Source organism: Luteibacter yeojuensis, from assembly GCF_011742875.1.
Lineage (GTDB): Bacteria > Pseudomonadota > Gammaproteobacteria > Xanthomonadales > Rhodanobacteraceae > Luteibacter > Luteibacter yeojuensis.
This window is the reverse complement of the sequence record NZ_JAAQTL010000002.1, coordinates 39,458-62,825: the sequence shown is the minus strand read 5'-3', so window position 1 is coordinate 62,825 and position 23,368 is coordinate 39,458. Positions and strand designations below refer to the sequence as shown.

General features: G+C 68.0%; 26 protein-coding genes. 12 read left to right on the top strand and 14 right to left on the bottom strand.

Going from position 1 to position 23,368, the window contains the following annotated elements:
* Positions 1-6: 6 nt before the first annotated feature.
* From HBF32_RS15180 to HBF32_RS15165, 4 genes are all read right to left on the bottom strand, one after another.
* On the bottom strand, positions 7-558 hold the full coding sequence (locus tag HBF32_RS15180) for a DUF3106 domain-containing protein (RefSeq protein WP_166700632.1): 552 nt from the start codon (positions 556-558) through the stop codon (positions 7-9).
* A gap of 5 nt (positions 559-563) precedes the next feature.
* Positions 564-935 carry a hypothetical protein gene (locus tag HBF32_RS15175; RefSeq protein WP_166700631.1) on the bottom strand — a complete coding sequence of 124 codons (372 nt, stop codon included), beginning with the start codon at positions 933-935 and terminating at the stop codon, positions 564-566.
* On the bottom strand, positions 932-1,555 hold the full coding sequence (locus tag HBF32_RS15170; RefSeq protein WP_193570510.1) for an RNA polymerase sigma factor: 624 nt from the start codon (positions 1,553-1,555) through the stop codon (positions 932-934). The genes HBF32_RS15175 and HBF32_RS15170 overlap by 4 nt, the downstream gene beginning before the upstream one ends.
* Before the next feature lie 98 nt (positions 1,556-1,653).
* A complete protein-coding gene (locus tag HBF32_RS15165; protein ID WP_166700630.1) occupies positions 1,654-2,121 on the bottom strand; it encodes a hypothetical protein in 468 nt (155 codons plus the stop codon).
* Positions 2,122-2,266: 145 nt separating this feature from the next.
* Here HBF32_RS15165 and sufT point away from each other — a divergent pair, with 145 nt between their 5' ends.
* Positions 2,267-2,824 (top strand): putative Fe-S cluster assembly protein SufT, encoded by a 558-nt coding sequence (gene sufT, locus HBF32_RS15160; RefSeq protein WP_166700629.1) that lies wholly within the window; start codon positions 2,267-2,269, stop codon positions 2,822-2,824.
* Here the strand turns inward: sufT and HBF32_RS15155 are convergent.
* Positions 2,821-3,282, bottom strand: coding sequence for a DUF4279 domain-containing protein (locus HBF32_RS15155; RefSeq protein ID WP_166700628.1), 462 nt, complete (start codon positions 3,280-3,282; stop codon positions 2,821-2,823). The genes sufT and HBF32_RS15155 overlap by 4 nt on opposite strands.
* A 237-nt stretch (positions 3,283-3,519) precedes the next feature.
* On the opposite strand from HBF32_RS15155, the gene HBF32_RS15150 reads away from it, so the two are divergent.
* Positions 3,520-5,331 (top strand): M4 family metallopeptidase, encoded by a 1,812-nt coding sequence (locus tag HBF32_RS15150; RefSeq protein WP_166700627.1) that lies wholly within the window; start codon positions 3,520-3,522, stop codon positions 5,329-5,331.
* A gap of 163 nt (positions 5,332-5,494) precedes the next feature.
* The gene (locus HBF32_RS15145; protein ID WP_166700626.1) at positions 5,495-6,817 is read left to right on the top strand and encodes a S8 family peptidase; all 1,323 of its coding nucleotides are present in this window, start codon (positions 5,495-5,497) and stop codon (positions 6,815-6,817) included.
* A 9-nt stretch (positions 6,818-6,826) separates the two neighbouring features.
* On the opposite strand, the gene HBF32_RS15140 is transcribed toward HBF32_RS15145, so the two are convergent.
* From HBF32_RS15140 to wrbA, 4 genes are read right to left on the bottom strand one after another with little or no spacing between them, the layout of a single operon-like run.
* Positions 6,827-7,312: an asparaginase domain-containing protein gene (locus HBF32_RS15140; protein WP_166701081.1), complete on the bottom strand. Its 486-nt coding sequence runs from the start codon at positions 7,310-7,312 to the stop codon at positions 6,827-6,829.
* 37 nt (positions 7,313-7,349) lie between these two features.
* Positions 7,350-8,996, bottom strand: coding sequence for an acyl-CoA dehydrogenase family protein (locus tag HBF32_RS15135; protein WP_166700625.1), 1,647 nt, complete (start codon positions 8,994-8,996; stop codon positions 7,350-7,352).
* A 59-nt stretch (positions 8,997-9,055) separates the two neighbouring features.
* Positions 9,056-9,373, bottom strand: coding sequence for a DUF2069 domain-containing protein (locus HBF32_RS15130; protein WP_166701080.1), 318 nt, complete (start codon positions 9,371-9,373; stop codon positions 9,056-9,058).
* Positions 9,374-9,378: 5 nt separating this feature from the next.
* A complete protein-coding gene (gene wrbA, locus HBF32_RS15125; RefSeq protein WP_166700624.1) occupies positions 9,379-9,981 on the bottom strand; it encodes an NAD(P)H:quinone oxidoreductase in 603 nt (200 codons plus the stop codon).
* An 81-nt stretch (positions 9,982-10,062) separates the two neighbouring features.
* Here wrbA and HBF32_RS15120 point away from each other — a divergent pair, with 81 nt between their 5' ends.
* From HBF32_RS15120 to HBF32_RS15110, 3 genes are read left to right on the top strand one after another with little or no spacing between them, the layout of a single operon-like run.
* The gene (locus HBF32_RS15120; protein ID WP_166700623.1) at positions 10,063-11,334 is read left to right on the top strand and encodes a YihY family inner membrane protein; all 1,272 of its coding nucleotides are present in this window, start codon (positions 10,063-10,065) and stop codon (positions 11,332-11,334) included.
* Positions 11,331-11,798, top strand: coding sequence for a TlpA family protein disulfide reductase (locus HBF32_RS15115; RefSeq protein WP_166700622.1), 468 nt, complete (start codon positions 11,331-11,333; stop codon positions 11,796-11,798). Before HBF32_RS15120 ends, HBF32_RS15115 begins: the two co-directional genes overlap by 4 nt.
* Before the next feature lies 1 nt (position 11,799).
* Positions 11,800-12,069: an acylphosphatase gene (locus HBF32_RS15110; protein WP_166700621.1), complete on the top strand. Its 270-nt coding sequence runs from the start codon at positions 11,800-11,802 to the stop codon at positions 12,067-12,069.
* Positions 12,070-12,174: 105 nt separating this feature from the next.
* On the opposite strand, the gene HBF32_RS15105 is transcribed toward HBF32_RS15110, so the two are convergent.
* On the bottom strand, positions 12,175-12,621 hold the full coding sequence (locus HBF32_RS15105; protein ID WP_166700620.1) for a copper chaperone PCu(A)C: 447 nt from the start codon (positions 12,619-12,621) through the stop codon (positions 12,175-12,177).
* On the bottom strand, positions 12,618-13,235 hold the full coding sequence (locus tag HBF32_RS15100) for an SCO family protein (RefSeq protein ID WP_166700619.1): 618 nt from the start codon (positions 13,233-13,235) through the stop codon (positions 12,618-12,620). The genes HBF32_RS15105 and HBF32_RS15100 overlap by 4 nt, the downstream gene beginning before the upstream one ends.
* 79 nt (positions 13,236-13,314) lie before the next feature.
* On the opposite strand from HBF32_RS15100, the gene HBF32_RS15095 reads away from it, so the two are divergent.
* Positions 13,315-13,701: a DUF423 domain-containing protein gene (locus HBF32_RS15095; RefSeq protein ID WP_166700618.1), complete on the top strand. Its 387-nt coding sequence runs from the start codon at positions 13,315-13,317 to the stop codon at positions 13,699-13,701.
* A gap of 95 nt (positions 13,702-13,796) precedes the next feature.
* Here the strand turns inward: HBF32_RS15095 and HBF32_RS15090 are convergent, their stop codons facing one another.
* The 3 genes from HBF32_RS15090 to HBF32_RS15080 all read right to left on the bottom strand — a co-directional run bounded on the left by HBF32_RS15090 (position 13,797) and on the right by HBF32_RS15080 (position 16,428).
* Entirely contained in the window at positions 13,797-13,985 is a 189-nt protein-coding gene (locus tag HBF32_RS15090) for a type II toxin-antitoxin system antitoxin (protein ID WP_338039809.1), read from the bottom strand.
* 7 nt (positions 13,986-13,992) lie between these two features.
* A complete protein-coding gene (locus HBF32_RS15085) occupies positions 13,993-14,859 on the bottom strand; it encodes an SPFH domain-containing protein (protein WP_166700616.1) in 867 nt (288 codons plus the stop codon).
* A gap of 75 nt (positions 14,860-14,934) precedes the next feature.
* Entirely contained in the window at positions 14,935-16,428 is a 1,494-nt protein-coding gene (locus HBF32_RS15080; protein ID WP_166700615.1) for a transglutaminase-like domain-containing protein, read from the bottom strand.
* Between the two features lie 143 nt (positions 16,429-16,571).
* Here HBF32_RS15080 and purT point away from each other — a divergent pair, with 143 nt between their 5' ends.
* The 5 genes from purT to HBF32_RS15055 all read left to right on the top strand — a co-directional run bounded on the left by purT (position 16,572) and on the right by HBF32_RS15055 (position 23,322).
* On the top strand, positions 16,572-17,753 hold the full coding sequence (gene purT, locus HBF32_RS15075) for a formate-dependent phosphoribosylglycinamide formyltransferase (RefSeq protein WP_166700614.1): 1,182 nt from the start codon (positions 16,572-16,574) through the stop codon (positions 17,751-17,753).
* A 67-nt stretch (positions 17,754-17,820) separates the two neighbouring features.
* The gene (locus HBF32_RS15070) at positions 17,821-19,539 is read left to right on the top strand and encodes a hypothetical protein (protein ID WP_166700613.1); all 1,719 of its coding nucleotides are present in this window, start codon (positions 17,821-17,823) and stop codon (positions 19,537-19,539) included.
* Between the two features lie 8 nt (positions 19,540-19,547).
* Positions 19,548-20,381 carry an SDR family oxidoreductase gene (locus tag HBF32_RS15065; protein WP_166700612.1) on the top strand — a complete coding sequence of 278 codons (834 nt, stop codon included), beginning with the start codon at positions 19,548-19,550 and terminating at the stop codon, positions 20,379-20,381.
* Positions 20,382-20,478: 97 nt separating this feature from the next.
* Positions 20,479-22,806: a penicillin-binding protein 1B gene (mrcB, locus tag HBF32_RS15060; protein ID WP_166700611.1), complete on the top strand. Its 2,328-nt coding sequence runs from the start codon at positions 20,479-20,481 to the stop codon at positions 22,804-22,806.
* A 3-nt stretch (positions 22,807-22,809) separates the two neighbouring features.
* Complete coding sequence (locus tag HBF32_RS15055) at positions 22,810-23,322, top strand: tetratricopeptide repeat protein (protein ID WP_166700610.1); 513 nt, start codon at positions 22,810-22,812, stop codon at positions 23,320-23,322.
* The last annotated feature ends 46 nt before the right edge of the window (positions 23,323-23,368 follow it).

Genomic DNA, 23,368 nt, shown 5'->3' with positions numbered 1-23,368 from the left:
TGGCGCTTACGGATGACCCGGCGGCGGTTGGTGGTCGTCCGGCGGAGGCGGCAGCGCGTCGTTCGGGCCGAGGTGGTCGACTGCTTCGCGCTGCTGCTCGGGCGACTGGCGTTCCCACTTGTCCATCAGTGCCTGGCGCTGCGCGGGCGGCAGGCTGCGGAAGCGTTCGAACGCATCGTGCAGCCTGTCGCGCTGCTCGGGCGTGAGGTCCTGGAACTTCTTCCGGTTCCGGCGCGCCTCGGCGCGCTCTTCGGGCGTCATGTGCTGCCAGCGCTCGATGCGCTCGCGGATCTGCGCGCGGCGTTCGGGTGGCAGGCCGCGCCAGCGCTGCGCCTTGTCCAGCATCTTCGATTGGCGCTCGGGCGGGAAGGTGTCCCAGTCGTGGGCCAGCGGGGCCAGGATGTCCTTCTCGTCGTCGGTCAGCGCCTTCCAGGGACGGGGCGACGGCATGGGGGCCTGCTGCTGGCCCGGAGGCGGCGGGGGGCGATCCTGCGCCGACGTGGCGAACGGTGCCGTCAGGGCGAGCAGCAGGGCGAGGACGAGTGGAGCGCGGCGCATGGCGGTCATTTGCGGGAGGAGGACGGGGTGTCGTTGTAGGCCAGCCAGCTGTAGAACTGGAGGTCCCTGTAAAGGGCCGGATCGGCGCTGTCGGCATCCGGCGGCAAGTCGTTCGGATCGTTGTCGCCCGGCTGGGCGACCGCCGTGGGCGACGGCGGCGCGCCGCCCGGCTGCCAGACCGTCAGCGTGGCCAGGGCCAGTACCGCGAAGGCGCCGGCGGGCAGCAGCAGCCGCCGCGCGGCGGAGTGCTGCGGGCGGGCCAGCGCCGTGCGCCGCGCGGCGCGCAGGCGGCCGGCGGTGGCCGGATCCACGTCACGGCTGGCGCGCAGGTACAAATCCCTGGCGCGACGTTCGAGTTCCCGATCGTGCTGGCTCATCGCCATGCCTCCAGTTGATCGCGCAGCGCATGCATCGCGCGCGAAAGATGGGTCTTCACACTGCCGTCGGAGCAGCCCATGGCCGCTGCCGTCTCGGCGACGTCGAGGCCTTCCATGACGCGAAGCGTGAATGCCTCGCGCTGGCGCCGCGGCAGGTTGCGCAGGGCCGCGACGATGTCCGCGTAAGCCTGCGAATCCTGCAGTCGCGCCGCCGGGTCGGGGCTGTCGTCGGCGGGCTCCCATTGGGGGAGCTCGTCGCCGTCGTCGTCCTTGCCGCCGCCCAGCCATCCGACCACGATCGAGCGCACCTTGCGGCGGCGCTGCAGATCGACGATACGCCGGCGGAGGATGCCCCAGAACAGCGGCGTCCATTCGCCGGCCGGCTTGTCGCCGTAATGGTGCGCCAGCCTCAGCATGGCGTCCTGCACGGCGTCCAGCGCGTCCTCGCGATTGCCGAGGTGGATCTCGGCCATGCGCCAGGCCCGCCGTTCGATGGCCGCCAGGAAGGCGTCCATGCTCGCCGGTACCTCGCGCAGGTCCTCCAGGGATGCGCTGTCGAGCGCGAGCGAGGCGTTCACGGCCTTCTCCGCTTCGTCGGTCTCGGCATCCTCGTGCTCCATACGGCCTGGTTCACTCCGGTAAACGCGGTCGGCGACCGCCGGTTGACTGCCCGTTCGACGCAATATCTTCGGGGCATTGATATTTATGGGTTATGAAGTCACCCGGCGCGCCCACCCCGGGCCCGCAGCGGCCAGGCGACCATCGCGGCGAGCGCGGCGCCGGCAAGGGCCAGCGCCAGGTCTCCCGGCGTCTGCGCCAGGTGGGCAAGTTCGATCAGCATGCCGGGGCCGGCGTCGCTCATGGCCTGGGCCAGCCCGATTCCCATCATGCCGGAAATGGTCGCGGCGGCCACCAGGCAGGCTGTGTAGGCCGCGGCCAGCAGGGTGGCGCCCGCCGCGAGCAGGGCGCCAGCAAGGCCCTGGAAGTGCAGCCAGCGCCGGACGACCACGCCCAGTACCCAGCCCGCCGGCAGCACCAGGGCCGGCAGTGCGCGGCCAAACATCATCGACGGCAGCATCCAGACCGCGCCCACGGCGAGACCGAACATCGCGGCGCACAGCACGCCGAAGAGGAAGCCGGGGAGCCGGAAACGCTCGGCCGGGGGAGGTTGGCTCGGATCGGGCATCGGAGTGTGGGGCCGGGCAAAGCGGCCATGATAGCGGCCATGACAGTTTCGCGCTCTTGAGCGGGCGGGCGGGAGCCCCGACGTATGGCCGGTGGGGCATAATCGACAACTTTGCGGCCGCGCCCCCGGCCCTCACAGGACAGCAATGAGCGGTTTCAGCCTCAGCAGCGAGCCTTTCACCCTCGAGCGTGACTGCCAGGCGGTCATGGTGCCGCAGGGCGAGACGGTGACGCTTCCGGCCGGGCAGATCGGCTACATCACCCAGGCCCTCGGGGGCAGCTTCACCGTCTACGTGGAAGGCAACCTGTTCCGCATTGCCGGCAACGATGCCGACGCGCTGGGCAAGGAGCCGCCGAAGCCGATCGAGCTGCCGGACGACGCGTCCGACGACGATGTCGAAAAGCTGGTCTGGCAGCAGCTGCGCACCTGTTTCGATCCGGAGATCCCCATCAACGTGGTGGAACTCGGCCTCGTCTACGACGTGAGCCTCGAAGCCGGCGACGAGGGAAGCCGCAAGGTGTACGTCAAGATGACCCTCACCGCGCCCGGCTGCGGCATGGGCGACATCCTCGTCGACGACGTGCGCACCAAGCTGGAAATCATCCCGACCGTGCTGGAAGCCGATGTCGATCTCGTATTCGACCCGCCGTGGAACCATTCGATGATGTCGGATGCGGCGAAGCTCGAGACAGGGATGCTCTAGCGTCCCTGGCTCGGTTCGTACGTCATCGGTACGACACCGGCATCGAGCGACGCACCATAGCCTGCGATCGCCTTTACGTTGGCCGGAGAGAGGTAGCCGGCGGGAACCCGGTTCTCGTACATGCGCGTCTCGAGCGAGAAGTGCGCATCCAGGTCCAGGGCCTTGGTCAGGTTGAGGATCTCGTCGCGGTGCGGGGCGAGCGCCCTCAACAGAAGGGCCAGGGCATCGTCCAGCATGTACGTGCGCTGCCAGGGCAGCTCGAAGCACCAGCCGTTCGTTCGCCGTTGCAACTCGGAGCTGGCGATGCTCTCGCCCTTCTGCCACGTGGTGGCCCCGTCCAGCCCGATGTCGGCCACGAGATGGTCCAGGGTCTGTCGTTCCGAGGTCAGGCGGAAGGCGGCGCGCACGGAAGGGGTCAGGTGACGGAGGTCCGAGTCGATATCGGCAGGGTCGCTCATCCGGGATCCTTTCGCAGGTTCATGAGGTCTTGGCGTGCGTAGCATCGCGTTTTTCCTGGCCCTAGGGAAATCCCTAGGTAGTCGACCGTCATAACTTGCGATAGGTTGACTGCGACTTTTCGTAGGGGCGAGAGGTCATAACGGGCATCGCGCTAAGGCGCGTACTTCATATCGTTCGGAATGTGGTCCTCACGGCCGCAATGGCTTCGTGCGGCCCATTCCTGGAGGAGGAACGTAATGGCAAACCATGTTCGCTTGAAACTCCTGGCCGCTTCGCTGGCCATCGTGGCCGCGTCGACGGCAGGGGCGGCTACCCAGCAGGCCCTGCGCGCGCAGAGTCTCGGCGCCACGCCGACCCCGCAACTTGCGACCAGGCTCGGCCTCACCGCCGACTACGGGTTCGTCGCAAAGGCCTCGGCGGAGACCGTACGGGGTACCCGCACGGTGCGCATGCAACAGACCTTCAAGGGCGTGCCGGTTTTCGGCCAGAGCATCGCCGTGGAGCAGGACGCGCAGGGAAATGCGCTGGTCGCCAACGGCATGGTCTCGTCCAACCTCCAGGTGGACATCGCCTCGGTGACGCCGCGCCTCAACCAGGCGCAGATCGTGGGCTTGCTGGTGAAGCAGTCCAGTTCGTTCGTCAACGGACTGGCGAAGCCCCAAAGCAGCAAGGCGGACCTGTACATCTACCCGCAGGAAGGCGCTCCGGCACGCCTTGTCTATCTCGCTTCGTTCTTCTCGGGCGGCGACCATCCGACCCGGCCGACGGCGATCATCGACGCGAACACGGGGCAGATCATCAAGCAGTGGGACGGCCTCGCCTATGCGAATGCCACGGGTCCCGGCGGCAACCAGAAGACCGGCCAGTACACCTGGGGCGCCAACGGGCTTCCCTACCTCAACGTGACGCAGTCGGGTAGCACCTGCACCATGCAGAACACCTACGTGCGCACGTACAACATGAACCACGCGACCTCGGGCAGCGGCACGCTGTGGAGCTTCACCTGTCCGAACTCGAACGGCTCCCCCATCAATGGCGGCTACGGCCCCATCAACGACGCCCACCATTTCGGCGGCGTCGTGCACGACATGTATCAGGCGTACATGAACGTGCCGCCGCTGGACAACAACCAGGTGCTGATCATGAAGGTGCACTACGGCACCAATTATGAAAACGCCTTCTGGGACGGCAGCTCGATGACGTTCGGCGACGGTGCCAGCACGTTCTATCCGCTGGTGTCCCTCGACGTCACCTCGCACGAGATCAGCCACGGCTTCACCGAGCAGAACTCGAACCTCACCTATAGCGGCCAGTCGGGCGGCATGAACGAGGCATTCTCGGACATGGCCGGCGAAACCGCCGAGTACTACGACCGAAACGGCGTGAACGACTGGCTGGTGGGTGCCGAGATCTTCAAGGGCAACGGTGCCCTTCGCTATATGTGCAACCCGACGCAGGACGGTGCGTCGATCGATGACGCCGCCGACTACTACAACGGGCTCGACGTGCACTATTCGTCCGGTGTGTACAACAAGGCGTTCTGCCTGCTGGCGCAGAAGACCGGTTGGAACACGCAGAAGGCCTTCCAGGCTTTCGCCCGTGCGAACCAGCTGTACTGGCAGCCGAACTCCACGTTCGTCAGTGGCGCCTGCGACGTTGAAGATGCGGCCGACGACCTGGGCTTCAGCACCGCCGATGTCGTTTCCGCGTTCAGCGGCGTGGGCGTGAGCTGCTCGGGCGGCGGTGGCGGCACGGTACTGCTGAACCTGACAAACCTGTCCGGTGCGAGCGGCTCCTTCACCAGTCCCGCCTACACGGTCTCGGCAGCGGCGGGTACGTTGACGGTAACCATCAGCGGCGGGACCGGCGATGCCGACCTGTATGTGCGGCGCGGTTCGTCTCCGACCACGACGGCGTACACCTGCCGCCCGTACCTCACGGGCAACAACGAGACCTGCACCATCAATGTCTCGAGCGCCGCCACGTACTACATCCGGATCCGTGGCTACACCGCGTACTCCGGCGTGTCGCTGAAGGCCGTGCAGTGACGGGTAAGCGATAGTGTTGGAAGGGCCCGGTCGGCGACGCCCGGGCCTTTTTTCTTCAGGCGCCGCGTACCCCGCGTCGCGGGCGCCGACGCGTACCCCTGGCGCGTGAGCGAACCTAGGTTTGTCGAACCCGCGGCGTGACCGCGATTCGAAGGAACCCACCATGCGACTCATGCCTCTCGTGGCGTTGGCCTCGCTCGTCGTGTCGACGACACTCGTTGCCGCCACACCCGCTCGCTATATCGTCCATTTCGCCGATGCCGCATCGGCGCATGCCGCCGGCGGGCAGTCCCGCCATGCCCGGATGGCGCGCGCGGATATGCCGCGCCATGTGCGCTCGCTCGCGGCCGGTGGCGAGGTCTTCCAGCTGGCCAGCGGCAACGAGGCGAGGTTCGCCGCGTTTCCCGGAGTGATCTCCGTCGAGGAAGATCGGCTGCTCGTACCCACGGCGATCGTCGATTCGCTGTGGAAGCGACAGTGGTACATGCACGATCCGAAAGTGGGCGTGGACGCGGAAGTGGCGTGGAAGTACACGCGCGGCGCCGGCGCCGTGGTCGCCGTCCTCGACACCGGGATCACGCCGCACCCGGAGTTCGACGGCCAGTTGCTTCCGGGTTACGACTTCATCAGCGACGCGGCCGCGGCCCGCGACGGTGACGGTCGCGATGCGGATCCGACGGACATGGGCAACTGGAGCGACCCAGGCGACTGCCTGTCGCCGCAGGGCAAGCCCTCGACGTGGCACGGCACGCACATGGCGGGCCTGGTCGTTGCGCGGGCGGGCAACCCGCCGGGCATCGTCGGGCTCGCTCCGGAAGCGAAGCTGGTTCCGGTTCGTGTCCTCGGCCGCTGCGGTGGCCGCACGTCCGATATCGCCGACGCGATCGTCTGGGCCAGCGGTGGCGACGTGCCCGGGGTGCCACGCATCGAGAGGCGCGTCGATGTGATCAATCTCAGCATGGGCGCCACCGGCGCCTGCGGCCAAGCGTTGCGGCAAGCCATCGAACAGGCACGGTCGCGCGGCACCGTGGTCGTCACTTCGGCGGGGAACGATCGGAAGAACGTCAATACGAACACGCCGGCGAACTGCCCCGGCGTGGTGAGCGTCGCCGCGTTGGGAAGGGATGGCGGCATGGCGCCGTATTCCAACTTCGGGCAACAGATCACGCTGTCGGCGCCCGGCGGCAACCTCGGCGAACGAGGGTTCGACGACATCCTGTCCACCTGGAATACCGGCAAGCGAGGGCAGGAGCGCTCCGTGTTCGGCTATCGCGGCGGTACGTCGGTGGCTTCGCCGCAAGTCGCCGCGCTCGTGGCGCTGATGCGTTCCGCCGATCCGGACATCGGCGTGGACGAGGTCGCGAGCCAGTTGGTCGACAACGCGCGCCCGCTCCCGGGCCGGTGCCCGAAGGGCTGCGGCGCAGGGCTGATGGACGCGGGAGCGACGGTGGACGCCGTGGTCGAGGACCGCGGCCGCCGCCCCTGAGGGGCTGGATCAGATCGCTTCGAAGCGGTTCGCGTCGCGGTTCTTGCGGACCGTGGCCGGGTCCCAGACGCGGCCGTTCATGGCGATGTAGACGCCGTCGGCCAGCGTCTGCACGGCGCCCACGGCGCAGCCGATGTTGAAGACCGCGTCCGAACCCTGGAACCGCGCCGGATTGAGCGCGCCGGTGAGCACGATGACCTTCCCGGGAATGCCGGCGAGCACGCGCGCGGTTTCCACCATGGTGTCCGTCCCGTGGGTGACCAGCACGTGCCGGTGCGGCTGCGCCTCGATCGTGCTGCGGATCAGCGCGCGGTCCTCGTCGGTCACGTGCAGGCTGTCCTTGCGCAGGATGGGGATCACGTCGAAACGGAACGCGACTCCCAGCTGGTGGAGGATCTCGCCGATCTGCGGAGAGCCGATCTGGTAGTCCGACTTGTCGTCGAAATACACCTTGTCGATCGTGCCGCCGGTGGTCACGATGGTCAGTTGCTGCATGGTCAGGCCTGGAAAGCGGGTGGCGCGGACCGTCATTCTACATGCCACGGTCCGTGGCCAGCAGGGCGTCGTCGTCGTTCTCCGGCAACGCGAGACGGTCCAGGCCTCTTGCCAGGAAGCGACGGCTGGCGGCACCGGGCCGCGGATCGCCGTCGGCGGCGCCCCAGCGCGCCGATCGCAGGAGGAGGGCCGCAGCCATCGTCCGGGCCAGGGTGAAGGCAAGGCCGCGCGCCGAGGCTTCAAGCGACGCCCGGTCGGCCGCGATGTCGGCGAGCAGGGATTCCGCCGCGTCGAGCGTGGCGGCCAGCGCGGCACGCTCCGGCGTGCCGTCTTCCGGGACCAGGTCGTCCACGGCCTCACGGATCGGCGCGACGCCGCCGGAAAGCGCGCGAAGCATGTCCAGCGACAGGATGTTCGTCGTGCCTTCCCATATCGCGTAGACCTGCGCGTCGCGCAGCAGCTGGGGCAGGCCCGTGTCCTCGATGTAGCCCGCGCCGCCGAAGCATTCCAGCGCCTCGGAAACCACGCGGATGGACACCTTGGCCGTCCACAGTTTGGCCAGCGGCGTCAGCAGGCGAAGGAGGGCTGTTTCGTGTACTTCGCCTTCGCCATGCTCGACGCGGCCGAGCAGTTCGGCGACGAAGAAGGTGAGCGAGAACGCGGCTTCGTATTCGGCCTGCATGTCGGCGAGGGTGCGCGCATGCAGTGGCTGGTCGATAAGGCGCGTACCGAAGGCGCTGCGCCGGGTGGCGTAATCGCGGGCCAGGGAAATGGCCCGGGCCATGCTCGCCACGGCGCAGACGGCGTTCCAGGTGCGCGTGACGTTGAGCATCGGCGCGATCTGGCGCACGCCGTGATCGAGCGGGCCGACGGGCGTCGCCGCCAGTCCGTCGAGATGGATCTCGGCGGTGGGCAGTTCGTGCGTGCCCAGCTTCTTCTTGAGCCTGTCGATGGCGATGCCGCGCCACGCGCCGTGCTCGTCTTTCGTTTCCACGTAGAAGAGCGCGAGCGCCGCGGTGCCCGTGCCGGCGCCTTCGGGGCGTGCGAGCGCGAGCGCCGCTTCGCCCACCACGGCCGAGCTGAACCATTTGCGGCCGTAGAGCCGCCATTGCCCGTCGGCATCCTGCCGGGCGACCGTTTCGGTGCGTCCCACATCCGAACCGCCCGGAGTTTCCGTCATCCACTGCCCGGACAGCCAGAACGTGGCCGGATCGCGGCTCAGGAAATGCGGCAGGGCGCGCTCGATAAGCGCCCTGTTGCCCGATGCGTGGAGCGCCGTGGCCGCGCCGTCGGTCATTGCCAGCGGGCAGCAATAGAACTCGCTGGCGATGTGATAGAGGTAGACGCGGGCGAATTCCTCCACGCGGGCCCAGGGCGAGCCGGCATGCCCCGCGGCGAGTACCGCATGCTTCGTGGTGATGCCGGGGCCTTCTTCCCATGCGGGCGTGAGCGCGATGCGGTCGACGCGCGAACCCCAGGCATCCCATTGGGTGAGCACGGGCTCGGTGCGGGGCGTACGGCCGCGGCGATCCCAGGCCATGACGGCATAGTCCGCGAGCGCCTCGAGGTCCGGCCGCATCGCCGCCAGCCGTTCGGCGGGCAGCGTGCGCGCCAGCCAGGCATTCAGCACGCGGTCGTCGCGGAAGGGATGCGCCAGGCGTGGCGCGTCCTGCACAAAACCCATCGTGGCGTCCTCGCTGAAGGCATCGGTGAGGTCTAGCCTGCACCCGGGCCGGGGCCGAATCAACGTCGCCGGCGCACACCGGCACCGAGGGTCCCGATCAGCAGCAGGGTGATGGCGATCTCGACGAACGCCAGCCAGCGGTCGCCCGTGGAGCTCCACGCTTCCGAGACGCCATGGCAGAAATAGAACAGCGCAAGGATGCCGACCCAGAGCAGGGCGCGGGTGACGTTCGGCAACGAAAACAGGGGAAGGAGCAGGGGTGGAACGGTGAGCGCCAGCGCCACCCACGTCGGAATGGAAACAGGCGGATAGACCGTGTACCAGAGCACTTGCACCAGGAGCAGGCCGGCCCAGGCCGCCAGGCCGGTCTTCTGCATGCGGCTCACGCGGGGGTGCCCAGCCGGCGGGCGACATCGGCAAGGCGCTTGCCCAGCGCGCGCGCCAGTTCGCGCTCGTGGTCGCTGATGCCGTTGTCGCCCCTTGCGCCCGATACATGGCTCGCGCCGTAAGGCGTACCGCCGGTGAGGGTGCTGCTGAGCGCCGGTTCCGTATAGGGAATGCCCACGATCAGCATGCCGTGGTGGAGCAGCGGCAGGGCCATCGACAACAGCGTGGCCTCCTGTCCGCCATGCATCGTGCTGGTGGATGTGAACAGCGCGGCCGGCTTGCCGGCGAGCGCGCCCGAGGCCCATTCGGCGCCGGTCGTGTCGAGGAAATATTTGAGCGGCGCGGCCATGTTGCCGAACCGGGTGGGGCTGCCCATGGCGAGCGCCACGCACTCGAGCAGATCGGCACGCGTGACGTACGGCGCTCCGTCTTCGGGCTCGGGCGGCATGGCCGTTTCGGTGACCGGGGCCACCGGAGGCACCTGGCGCAGCCTCGCGCGCATGCCCGGCACTTCCTCCACGCCGCGGGCGACGAAGCGGGCGAGCTGGGCCGTGTGGCCACTGCGGCTGTAGTAGAGTACGAGGATGTCGTGGGACATGGATGGACGCCTTCTGGAAGGCGCTAGTCTCGCAGAACTGCCACGCGTTCCCAATCGTTCGGGACTTCGATGAGGATGGACATGCCGCTGCGCATCGACCGCGACCGCGCGCTGAGCTTCACGCGCTTCACCTGGCTGCGCTTCGTCGACGACAAGTGCTTCGAGACAGCGGGCGCCCTGTCGTACACCACCCTGGTTTCGCTGGTGCCGCTTACCGTGGCGGTCTTCGCGATCCTCTCGGCGTTTCCCGTGTTCGCCGAGTGGCGCGGTTCGCTGGCGAACTACGCTTTCCAGAACTTCGTGCCCGCCACCGGCCTGAAGATCCAGGAATACATGCTGGCCTTCGCCGACAAGGCCAGCCAGCTCACCGGCATTTCCATCCTCGTGATGCTGTTCAGCGCCGTCTCGATGATGATCAGCATCGAGGATCGCCTCAACCGCATCTGGCGCGTGCGCAAGCCGCGCGGCTGGACATCGCGCCTGCTGCTGTACTGGGCCGCCCTGACGCTGGGGCCCATCCTCGTCGTCGGCGGGCTCGCGCTGTCCTCGTACATCGCGGCGTTTCCGCTCCTGCACCAGGCGGCCGACCAGATCGCCACGCAGAGCCGCCTGCTCAGCCTGGCGCCCTTCCTCATCACCTTCGTCACCCTGGTGCTCATGTACACCATGGTGCCGAACCGGCGCGTGTCGTGGCGGCATGCGGCGATCGGCGCGATCCTCGGCGCGATGCTGTTCGAATTCGCCCGCTGGGGTTTTGCCGAATTCATCCGCAACTCGCCGAACTACGAGGAAATCTACGGCGCGCTTGCCGCTATCCCGATTTTCCTCCTGTGGATCTACCTGTCCTGGATCATCGTGATCCTGGGCGCTTCGATCGCCGCGTCCATCTCCGCGTTCGAGTACACCGTGCCGCACGAAGCCCTGCCCGACGGCGCGGAATTCATCGGCCTGCTGGTAGTGCTGCAGCATTTCGTCGATGCCCAGCGGACGGGCGAGAACGTGGACCCTGCCACGGTCCGCCTGCGCGAGTCCTACCTACCGTCGAGCGCCATCGCATGTTATTTCGACGACCTGCAACGGGCCGACATGATCCAGCGCTGCGAGTCCGGGGGCTGGGTGCTCAGCCGCAGCCTCGACGCCACGGAACTCCTGCGGGTGTACTGTTGTACCCAGTACCGTCTCCCGCTGCATCCGCGCGAGCAGGTGCAGCGGCTCGGCATCCAGCTGCCGCCGGAGTTGCTGGGCTTGTTGGATAATCTGGCCGAAGCGCTCGACGCCACGCTCGGCGCGCGCCTCGACAAGCTGTTCCCGCCCCCGCCGGTCCCCGTCCCCACCGAGGATAGTCCCGCATGATCGCCCGTCTGCTCGCCGTTGCCGCCCTGGCCCTTTCCGCGCCGGTGGTCGCCGCCACGGCCGCGAAACCCGAACTCAAGGTCACCACCCTCGACGGCAAGCCGTTCGACCTCGCCGCACAGCGTGGCAAATGGGTCATCGTCAATTACTGGGCCACCTGGTGCGTGCCCTGCATCAAGGAAATGCCGGACATCTCCGCTTTCGTGAAGAGCCGCAAGGACGTCGCGGCCATCGGTCTCGCCTTCGAAGACACCGAGAAGAAGGACATCGAGGCATTCGTCGGCAAGCATCCGGTGGCGTATCCGATCGCGCAGGTCGACGTCACCGCGCCACCGAAGGATTTCGACGCGCCGACGGGCCTGCCCACCACCTACCTGATCGCGCCGGACGGCCATGTGGCCCATCGCTTCGTCGGCCCCGTCGACGAAGCGAAGCTGTCCGCCGCCATGGCGAAGGGGGAATGACATGAATGCCGCGCGCTTCATCGTGAGGGGCAGGGTGCAAGGCGTGTTCTTCCGCGCCTCGACGCGCGAGCAGGCGCTCGCGCTGAAACTCACGGGGCACGCGCGGAACCTCGAGGATGGCAGCGTCGAGGTCGTCGTCCATGGCGATACCGCGGCCATCGACCGTATGGAGACGTGGCTGCACGATGGGCCGCGGGAAGCCGAAGTAAACGAACTTTATCGCGAGGATATCGGTACGCACGATATCCCCGCGGATTTCGCTATCCGCTGACCCGGCCCGACCTGTAGGAGCCGCTATAGCGGCGAGGAAAGCTCGCGATAACCGATCCGTCGCGCGAGATTCCTCGCCGCTATAGCGGCTCCTACAGGAGGTGCTTCAGTCGGTCGGCCCGGTGGCGTTCGCAGGCCGCGCCACCAGCGTCGCCGGGATCTTTTCCCCGTCCGAGAGCGTGAAGGTCACCGTCACCTTGTCGCCCGGGGTCACCGTGTGTTTCGGCTGCATCAGCATCACGTGGTAACCGCCGGGGGCGAAGGCGAGCTTGCCCTTCGCCGGGATAGCCACGCTCTCGACCATTTCCATGCGGCCCATGCCACCTTCCGTGCTGCTGCGATGGATCATCGCGCTGGCGTAGTCGGGGCTATCGGCGGCGACAATGGACACGGCGCGGTCGGAGCGGTTCTCGAAGGTGAGGTAACCGCCTGCCGGCAGGCTACCCGGCAGCACGCGAATCCAGCCGCCCGTCACGCCGACACTCGCGGCATCCGCGGCGAACGCCGCGCCGCAGGCGAGCAGGGCGCCGATGGCGAGGGAACGAACGATCATGGGCGAGCCTCCAGCGAAGTGAGCAGGTGCAGGTCGTGGACGATATCGTCCTGCGAGGCGGACGGCGTGGCGAGCAGGCGCGCCTTGCCCTCGGCGTCGAAGAAGTAGATGGCGGAACTGTGGCTGACCTCGTAATTGCCGTCGCCGCGATCCGGCTCGCGGGTGAACGCGGAGCGATAACGCTTGGCCAGCGCTTCGACGGCCGCATCGGAGCCGGACAGGCCGACCGCGCGCTTGTCGAAGGCATTCACGTAGGCGTGCATCACGGCGGGCGTGTCGCGCGCGGGATCGACGCTGACGAACAGGATACGCACGTTGTCCGCCGCCGGCCCAAGGCGATCCAGCACCACGTGCAGCTGGGTGAGGGTCAGCGGGCAGACGTCCGGGCAATGCGTGTAGCCGAAGTACATGAGCGCGACCTTGCCCTTGTAGTCGGCGCCGGTCACCGTCTTGCCGTTGTCGTCGGTGAGCTTGAAGTCCAGGTCGGGCAGGTGTCCCGTGACATCGTTGAGCCGCCATTCCGGCTGCGGCTCGCGCTGGCACGCGGCGAGCGACGCCATGGCGACGAAGGCGAACAGGACCATGAGGGCCCGGCGGCAGATGGATGGCTTCATGCGAGGCTCCGCGAGATATCCTGTGCAGGATACGCCACCCGTGCCGGCGAGCAGGCGCGTCCGCAGAGGAAAAGCGTACATGCGACAACCTGTCAGCAAGGCCGCGTCCGTTCTCGTCGGCCTGGCCGGCGCTTCGGCCGTGGCCTTCGGCGCATTCGGTGCCCACGCCCTTCGCGCCACGCTCGACGCGGCGGCGCTGGCTACCTGGCACACGGGCGTCGAGTACCACTTCTGGCATGCCCTGGCGCTGTTCGTGGCGGTCGCCGGCCTGCCGGAAGGACGGGCGCGCAAGTTCGCGATCGCCTCGTTCGCGGCCGGCATCGTGCTCTTCTCGGGAAGCCTCTACGCGCTGGCCCTGGGTGCGCCGCGCATGGTCGGTGCCATCACGCCGATCGGCGGCGTGGCGTTCATCGCGGGATGGCTGGCGCTCGTATCCGCGTTGCGCGGGAAACCTCCGCCGTTGTAGGAGCCGCTATAGCGGTGAGAGAAATCTTGCCGCGCGGCTTATCCCTCCCTGGGCTTCTCGCCGCCAGAGCGGCTCCTGCCGGGCTGCAAACGGCGTCAGTCATCAGGGTCTTCCACCGGCTCGACCTTGCCAGGTTTCAACCGTCCCGCCCGCCGCAGCGCGTCGCGCAAGACGTATTCGATCTGCGAGTTGAGCGAACGCAGCTCGTCCTCGGACCATGCCTGCATGGCCTCGAGGACAGCCGCGTTGATGCGCAGCGGATAGGCTTTCTTTTCGGCCGCCACGCGAAGCTCAGCTATACAGCGAGCCGGCATTGACGACCGGCTGCGTGGCGCGATCGCCGCAGAGGACCACCAGGAGGTTGGAGACCATGGCCGCCTTGCGCTCCTCGTCCAGATCCACCACGCCTTGCGCGCGCAGCTCGTCCAGCGCCATGGCCACCATACCCACCGCGCCCTCCACGATGCGCTCGCGCGCAGCCACGATGGCGCTGGCCTGTTGGCGCTGGAGCATCGCCTGGGCGATTTCCTGCGCATAGGCGAGGTGGCTGATCCGCGATTCGATCACCTGCACGCCGGCCTTCTGCAGGCGCGCCTCGACCTCCTGGCGAAGGTGATTGTTCACTTCCTCGCCGTGGCTGCGCAGCGAGGGTTTCGTATCGTCGTGCGAATCGTAGGCGTAGCTTTGTGCCATCTGCCGCAGCGCGGACTCGCTCTGGATCTGCACGAAGTTCTCGTAGTCGTCGACGCAGAACACGGCCTCGGCGGTGTCCACGACCTGCCAGACGACGATGGCCGCGATCTCGATCGGGTTGCCGTCGTTGTCGTTGACCTTCAGCCGGCTGCTTTCGAAGTTGCGCACGCGCAGGCTCACCGGGCGGCGCGAGTAGAAGGGGTTGGTCCAGCGCAGGCCTTCGCGGCGCTCCGTGCCGGCGTACTTGCCGAACAGCTGCATGACCTGGCCCTGGTTCGGCTGGACCTGGAAGAAACCCTTGGCGAGGAAGGCGAACAGGGGAACGAACACGAGCCCGCTGGCGGCGAGTGGATTGCCGTCGTGGACCACCCCGCTCACGATGCCCCCGGCGAACAGCAGGATCAGCGCGATGAAGACGACGAGGGCGGGAATGCCCGGAAGTGACCCGGCAGGACGTTCGTTCATGACGGCTTGACCCCTGGTGTGGAGGAGTCACGATATCATTCTGATATCAGTTTTCAATAGGCCGTATGGCCGGTGTCACGGGGCTCCGCGCCCGCCTGGCGGTGGTCCCGAGGCATCGCTCGGCGCCGGCATGTCCATCAGGTTGGACCCGGGCATGGCCCGGTCGATGCGGATCTTGTTCAGCGCGTTCATGGCGGAAAAGAACCGCCACGGTTCGCCGCTGCCCGTTCCCAGTGCGATGTGCGAAGAGTCGAAGCGGCGCTGCGCCGAGTCGAAACTTATCCAGCGATTGTCGATCCACGCCTGCGTCCAGGCATGCGGTACGAAGACACGCGTCGCTCCGCCCAGGCGTTCCGCATAGACGATGCCGGTCACGACGCGCGCGGGAATGCCGAGCGAGCGTGCCATCGCCGTCAGCAAGACCGCGTGCTCCGTGCAATCGCCCTTGCGCGTGGCCACAGTCTCCAGGGCGGAGGCATAGCCGACGTCCAGTCCCTTGGCGTCGATGTAATCGGAAAGGAACGAGCGCAGCCGGCGCATGCGTTGCAGATCGGTCTGCGCATTGCCGACGGCACGTTTCGCCAGGGCGATCACTTCAGGACTTTCGGATTGCACCCAGGCGTTCGGTTCGGTGTCCTCCGGAAGCGGGCCCGCTTCGTCGCCGTGCCGCATGGCGAAGCCGACGTCCACGATGTAGACCCCGTCGCCGATAGGCCGCACCACTTGTTCGTCGGTGTCTATGAAGGGATTGGGGCCGCCACCGCGCACGGTCATCGTGTAGCGCACGGGTGCAACGCGCAGCGCGGCCACCATGGGCCGCGGCGACGAGATCATCGCGGCGCGGAGCAGGTCGATGTCCTGGTTGGGAGCCTGCGCACAGGCTGCGCTGCACTCCGCCATTTCCAGCCGGAAACCGAGCAGGGGAGCGAGGCTGCGACGAATGAAACCGTTGTCGTCCACCCAGATGTCGACCGCATGGCCGGCACCCGGGTTGGCGATCGACTCGCGCAAGTGGTGAAGGGTCTCGCGCTGTTCGTCGGGCATGACGACCACCTCGTCGCCGACCACTTCCACGTCGACGTTCGCGACCTGTTGCCTGACCGAATCGAAGTTCCTCAGGCGATACGTGGTGCCCGGCTTGAAGCCCCTCGCCACCATCGCCAGGCGCTGGCCCTCGGCCAGCGTCGCGCCGGTCGGCCAGATCAGGAGGTTGATCTTGGATTGTCCACCCACGGTGTTGGCCACCTGGAACAGACCGTCGTCGCGCACCTCGCCGGTGGCCAGGTTTTCCTGCGACGACATGCGGGTGCTGGCGTAGAACGCGAGCGGGGCGCCGGCTTCCGATTCGGTGGAGCGAAGCTCGGTGCGCAGCGCAAGCGGCGTGCGCGAGCGCGTCATCCGGAAATCCAGTACCTGCCAGGTCACGACCTTGCCGCTTTCCATCTGGCGGTCGATCTGCAGGCTTCCCACTTTCCGGCCGTCCAGGAGTACGGTCATCCAGCGCTCTTCCGCCATGGAGACGGCGGGAATGGCGCACAGTACGGCGAGGACGGCAAGAAGGCGTCTCATGAGCGTACTTCCGGATTGTTGGGGACATCTCCATCACACCACGTTCGCGGCACGAGTCAAGCCCCCCCTTGGTCACGGGCGGGTGGTGCTCGGCGAACGTGCGCGCCAGCTAGAATTCGAGAGACGCCCTGGAGACTGCTAACGTGAAAACTTTCGGCACGCCGAACACCCATACCGCCTTCAAGGTGCTGCTGCTGGGCTCGGGAGAGCTCGGCAAGGAGGTCGCCATCGAGTTGCAGCGTTTCGCCGTCGAGGTGGTGGCCGTCGACCGATATGAAAACGCCCCGGCGATGCAGGTGGCGCATCGCAGCCATGTCGTCGACATGCTGGACGGCGCCGCGCTGCGGGCACTCATCGAGGAAGAAAAGCCAGACCTCGTCGTGCCGGAGGTCGAGGCCATCCATACGCCGACGCTCGTGGCGATGGAGAAGGAAGGCCTGAAGGTGATCCCCACCGCGAAGGCCGCATGGCTCACCATGGACCGGGAGGGCATCCGTCGCCTCGCCGCGGAGGAACTGGGCCTGCCCACATCGCCGTACCGCTTCTGCGACGACCGCGAGAGCTTCCTCGCGGCCGTGGCGGAACTGGGCACGCCGTGCGTGGTGAAGCCGGTGATGAGTTCCTCCGGCAAGGGGCAAAGTCTCGTGCGCGTTCCGGCGGAAGCCGACGCGGCATGGGAGTACGCGCAGTCCGGCGGCAGGGCCGGCAGGGGGCGCGTGATCGTCGAGGGCTTCGTCGATTTCGACTACGAGATCACGCTGCTCACCGTGCGCCATCGCGACGGCGTGTCGTTCTGTGCGCCCATCGGCCATCGCCAGGAGGACGGCGATTATCGGGAGTCGTGGCAGCCGCAGCCCATGAGCGAGGCGGCACGCGCGTCCGCCGAACGCCAGGCCGACGCGATCACCGCGGCGCTCGGCGGACGCGGCGTGTTCGGCGTCGAGTTCTTCGTGCGCGGCGACGAGGTGATCTTTTCGGAAGTCAGCCCGCGGCCGCACGACACCGGCCTCGTCACCCTGATCTCGCAGGACCTGTCCGAGTTCGCGCTTCACGCGCGTGCGATCCTCGGCCTGCCGGTGCCCGAGATCCACCTGTTCGCTCCCGCCGCTTCCTGCGCGGTACTGGTGGAGGGGGAGGGAAGGGCGCCCACGTACCATGGCGTCGCCGAAGCCCTGGCCGAGACGGGCACCATGCTCCGGATCTTCGGCAAGCCCGAGGTGCGCGGCCGGCGCCGTATGGCGGTGACCCTCGCCCGGGCCTCTTCCGTGGAAGAAGCCCTGGCGAAAGCGAAGCGCGCGGCCAGCCGGATACGCGTGGAGCTGTGAGACGGCCTACAACGTCCGTTCACGCCCGAATGTTAAGCTGCAACGCTCCTATGGACGATTCAGCCCCATGAGCGGACGCAGAGACAATAATGACCGCGACGCCCGCGGCCGCACCGAACCTACCCTTGGCCGGCTCGACGACCTCGACAAGCCGGTGCTGCCGCCGGCCGACGACGGCCTGCCGCACATTGTCGTCGACGATTTCCGCCGCCGTGGCGCCGCGCCGCCGGTTTCGCCGCGTGCACCACGAGGCCCGCGCAAGCGCGGCTGGCTCATTCCCGTGCTGGTGCTGGTGCTGATCGGCACGGTCACGGGCCTGTGGTTGCAGCAAGACCGCCTGCGCAACCTGGTGCCCGCGACGGAACTCAACGACACCCTGGCCCAGGCGAACCATGCGCTGGACGAAGGTCGCCTCGACGGCACGAACGGCGACAGCGCGCGCGAACTTTTCGAAAAGGCGCGCGACCAGCAGCCCGACAGCGATCAGGCGCGCGACGGTCTGCGTCGGGTCGGCCTTGCCGAGGTGGCGAAGGCGGATGCGGCGCTTAACGCCGGTCGTCTCGACGAAGCCGAGGCCGCGCTCAATGTCGCCCGCGAGCTGCTCGGCGGCGGCAGCGACGTGGAACGCCTCTCCCAGCGCCTTTCCCAGGCGCGCAACCCCGAAAACCGCACCGAGGCGCTGATCGATCAGGCGCAGAAGGCGTTCGCCGCCGGCCGTTTCGACGGCGACGACGGCGCAGGCGCGCTGTACCGCCGGGTGCTCGATGCCGACAAGACCAACGCCGTGGCAGCGCGCGGGCTGGACAAGGTCGGCGACGCACTGGCGGCGCAGGCGCGCCAGGCCATCGCCGACAACGACAAGGCGAAGGCAAATGCCATCGTCGACCGCATCGCCATCCTCGTCCCCCGTTACGGCGACCTCCCGTCGCTGCGTGCCGCACTGGCGGAAACGAAGAAGCAGGACGGCCAGGCCGTCGCCGCACTCATCCAGCAAGGCAATGACGCCCTGCGCGCAGGCCGCTTCACCGGCGACGGCGACGACAATGCCCAGTCGCGCTTCCAGGCGGCGCTCGCCGCCGACCCGGATAACACCGATGCGAAAGCCGGCCTCGGCCGCGTGGCGCAGGCACTGATCGTGCAGGCGAATGCCGCGATCGACAGCGAGGACGATGCGCAGGCGACGCGCCTGCTCGACCGCGCCGCGAAGCTCGCGCCGAAGTCGGCCGAACTGGCCGCCGCACGTGCGCGTATCGGCGGAGGCGAGACGAGAGCCGCGACAGGCGACGCGGCGCGTCCCCCGGCCGGCGACGATGCCGTACCGGAAGCGTCGATGGCCGTGAGCCCGGAACAGAAAGCCAAGGTGGCCGACCTGGTCCGCCGCGCGCAGGCTGCGGCGTCGCGCGGCGACATCATGGATCCTCCCGGCGACAGCGCCTACGACCTCTACCGCAACGCCCTCGCCATCGACGGCAACGATCCCGCGGCCCGGGCCGGCCTGCAGGGCCTTCCCGCGCAGGTGGAGAGACAGATGCAGCAGGCGGTGGCCAGCGGCAACGTGCAGCGCGCGGAAAACCTGTACGGCACGTTGGCCGATCTCGCGCCTGGCGACACCACCCAGGGCGAGTTGCGGCACCGGCTCGGCAGCGCCTGGATCGACAACGCGCTGCAGCGTGCCGGCCAGGGCGATCGTCAGGGTGCTTTCCAGGCGCTCGACCACGCGCGCCGCTACGCCCCGGACGATCCGCGTCTGCAAAGCGCCTACGAGCGCATCGCGACGGGACGTTGACTGGCGGCATGAAGGTCCTGGTGATCGGGGCATCCGGCCAGATCGGCCGGTTCCTGCTGCCCCGGCTGGACGCGGAAGGCATCGAGTACCTGGCCCTGAGCAGGAACGCCGTTTCCGGCGATCCACGCTGGCTTCGTGGCGAATTGCCCGGCGCCATGCCGGAGCTTCCGCCCCTGCGCGCCGTCATCAGCCTCGGTCCGCTCGACCACCTCGCTCCCTGGCTGTCGGCCACGCGGCTGGTGGGCACGCCGCACCTCATCGCCACATCGTCGATGAGCGCGGAAACGAAGCGCGATTCCGACGTGCCCGCCGAGCGCGAGCTCTCCCGGCGCCTGCGCGACGCGGAAACCACGCTGATCGCCACCTGCGCCTCGCGCGGTATGCCCTGGACGCTGTTCCGTCCGACCCTCATTTACGGGGCGGGCGAGGACAAGAGCCTGACGCCCATCGTTCAAGCCGCGCTGCGGCGGCGGATATTTCCCCTTCCGGCAGGCCGCGGAGAGCGTCAGCCGGTGCATGCCGACGACATTGCGGCGGCTGTCGTCGCCGCCCTCATTTCCCCCTTCGCCCGCGGACGAACCTTTCCGATCGGCGGCGGCGAGCGGATGAGCGCCGCGGAAATGTTCCGGCGCGCACGTCTCAGCGCGGGTGGAACGACCTTGCCGCTGCCGATTCCCCGCATGGCACTCCAGCTTGCGGCGCGTGCCCTGCCGGCGCTGCGCGGGGCCGTCCAGCGCCTCGATAGCGACCTGATCGCCGACAATAGCGAGCTGGAGCGGGTTCTCGACGTGCATCCGCGCCCGTTCCGGCCCGATTCGGCGACCTGGCGCCCGGCGAACTGACGGCCATCGCCATCGCTTTGCCAGCATCCGTTCAGATGGGCGCCGGGGGACTGCCCCTATCATCCCCGGACGTCTTCCTCTCCAGGACTTCCCCGCGTTGGCTTTCCTGAATCGTCTCGGCTCCCTCCTGCGCGTCAGCTGGCCTTGGCTGCGCATTCCCTTCTGGCTGATGATGGGGCTCGTGTTCGGCTTCCTCCTGCCTTACACGCTGATCCTCAACGCGCGCCTGCAAGATCGCTTCAACGACCTCGTCTTCGCGGTGCCCACGCGCGTATACGCGCGTCCGTTGCCGCTGGCACAAGGCATTCCGATGACGCCGGCCTCGCTGGAGCTGGAACTCACCTTCGCGGGGTACACCACGGAAGGCGGCGGCAAGATCCAGGGCAGCTACTCGAAGAACGGTTCGCGCTTTCTCATCGCCTCGCACGGTTACGCCGGTCCGGACGGCGGCGAACTGCCGCACCGCATCCGCGTGTCGTTGTCGAACGGGCAGGTCGCTTCGCTGGTGGACGATGCGAACGGCAAGCCGATCAAGGCGATCCACCTCGATCCGGCACGCATCGCCACGTTTTACGGCGCACAGCAGGAGGAACGCCGCATCGTCCGCCTCGAAAACGTGCCGCCGCTGCTCGTGCAGGGCCTGCAGGCCGTCGAGGACCGCGATTTCAAGAACCATATCGGCCTCGATTTCTCGGCGATCCTGCGCGCGTCCTTCGCCAACCTGCGCGCGGGGCACACCGTGCAGGGCGGCTCCACGCTTACCCAGCAGCTTGTCCGCAACCTCTTCCTCGACCGCAGCCAGAACATGCTGCGCAAGGTGAACGAGGCGATCCTCTCGCTGCTCATGGAAGCGCATTACTCGAAGGGACGGATCCTCGAGGCTTACGTCAACGAGGTGTTCCTCGGCCAGCAGGGCAACCAGGCCGTGCACGGCTTCGCCGCGGGCGGCGAGTTCTTCTTCGGCCGCCGTCTGGAAGATCTGCGTCCGCAGGAGATCGCCCTGCTCATCGGACTGGTCAAAGGTCCGAGCTACTACGATCCGCGCCGTTATCCGGACCGCGCGCTGGCCCGCCGCAACCTCGTGCTCCAGCAGTTCCACGACACCGGCCTCCTGGACGACGCGCAGACGAAGGCCGCGCAGGCCACGCCGCTGGGCATTGCCGCCAACGCGCAGCTTCCGCACAACCGCTTCCCGGCGTTCATGCAGCTCGTCCGCTCGCAGATCACCGCCGACTTCGACGAAGCGGCCCTGCGCGACGGCAGCCTGTCGATCTTCACCACACTCGATCCGGCGGCGCAGCTGTACACCGAGCAGGCGATCCTGACCACGGCCAAGGCACTGGGCAAGCGCGGCGCCGCCGCGCAGGCGGCGGCGGTGGTGGCCGACACGACCAACGGCAGCGTGCTCGCCGTGGTCGGCTCGCGCGAGCCGGGCGACCAGGGCTTCAACCGCGCGCTGGACGCCCGCCGGCCGATCGGCTCGCTGGTGAAGCCGCTCGTTTACCTCGTGGCGCTGGCGCAGCCCTCGCGGTGGTCGCTGGCGTCGATCGTGGACGATTCGCCGATCAACATGCGCCAGCCCGACGGCAAGCCGTGGACACCGCAGAACGACGACCGGGAGATCCATGGGCAGGTGCCGATGCTGGACGCGCTGGTCCACTCGTGGAACCTCGCCACGGTGAATCTCGGCTTGCAGGTGGGCGTGCCACGGATCAAGGGCTTCCTCGAATCCTTCGGGCTCGAGGACGTGAATCCCAGCCCGTCGCTGCTGCTCGGCGCGGTGGACCTTTCGCCGTTGCAGGTCGCGCAGCTGTACGAATACATCGCGGCCGACGGCCATGCGCTGCCGCTGGTTGCAGTGCGCGGCGTGATGGATGCCAGGGGCCAGGCGATCAAGCGTTACGAAGTGAAGGGCGGCGAAGGCGAGTACCAGACCGCCACGCGACTCACCACCTGGGCCATGCAGCAGGTGGTCACGAGCGGCACCGCCGCGGCCATCGGCAACTCGGGCCTCTCGTGGCTGCACGCGGCGGGCAAGACGGGCACGAGCGACAGCCAGCGCGACAGCTGGTTCGCCGGCTTCACCGGCGACCGTCTCGCCGTCGTCTGGATGGGCCGCGACGACAACAAGCCGACGGGCCTCTACGGCGCCACCGGCAGCATGCGGGTGTGGCAGGAACTGTTCCGCAAGATGCCCACCCGGCCGCTGTCCACCGCGCTGGGCGATGGCCTCGAAATGGCCTATGTGAATCCCCAGACCGGCAAGCGCACGGACCCGTCGTGCGAAGGCGCGCGCCCGTTCCCGTTCGTGTCGGGTTACGCACCCGAAGCGGAGGAGGGCTGTTTCTGGCAGCGATTCAAGGGTATGTTCGGCGGCGACGCCGAGCCATCCGCCCCGGCGGTTCCCAGTAATCCTACGGATTGACCCATGTATCGCCTTCGTTTCTGTGCCATCGCCGCCGTCACGCTTGTCGCCGCCTGCAGCCAGCCCGCCCCGCCGCAGGCCACCCGCCCCAGCAAGCCCGCCTACGACATCGTCGCCCAGGTCCGCGCCGCGGGCGAACGCGAAAAATCCGCGATCGAGGTCGCGCCGCTGCGCGATCCGGGCGTCCAGGGTCTCGAGCACGCGGCGCAGGCGGACGAGCGCGCCGGCAAATACGACGAGGCCGATGCGAAGCTGGTGCAGGCACTGAAGATGGCTCCCGAGGCGCCGGAACTCATTCAGGACCGCGCCGAGATCGCCATCCGCCGCCAGGCATACCCGCTGGCGGAGAAGCTGGCCAAGCAGTCGTACGAGATGGGTCCGAAGTCGGGCAGCCTGTGTGCCCGCAACTGGCAGACCGTCGTGGAGATGCGCCTGCAGGCCGGCGACGGCAACGGCGCGAACGCGGCCCGCGGCGAACTGGCGAAGTGCCATATCGCGGGGCCCAATCGCTTCTGAGTTCGGGCTCTCGCCGCTATGGCGGCGAGGGCAGGCCCCTCAACGG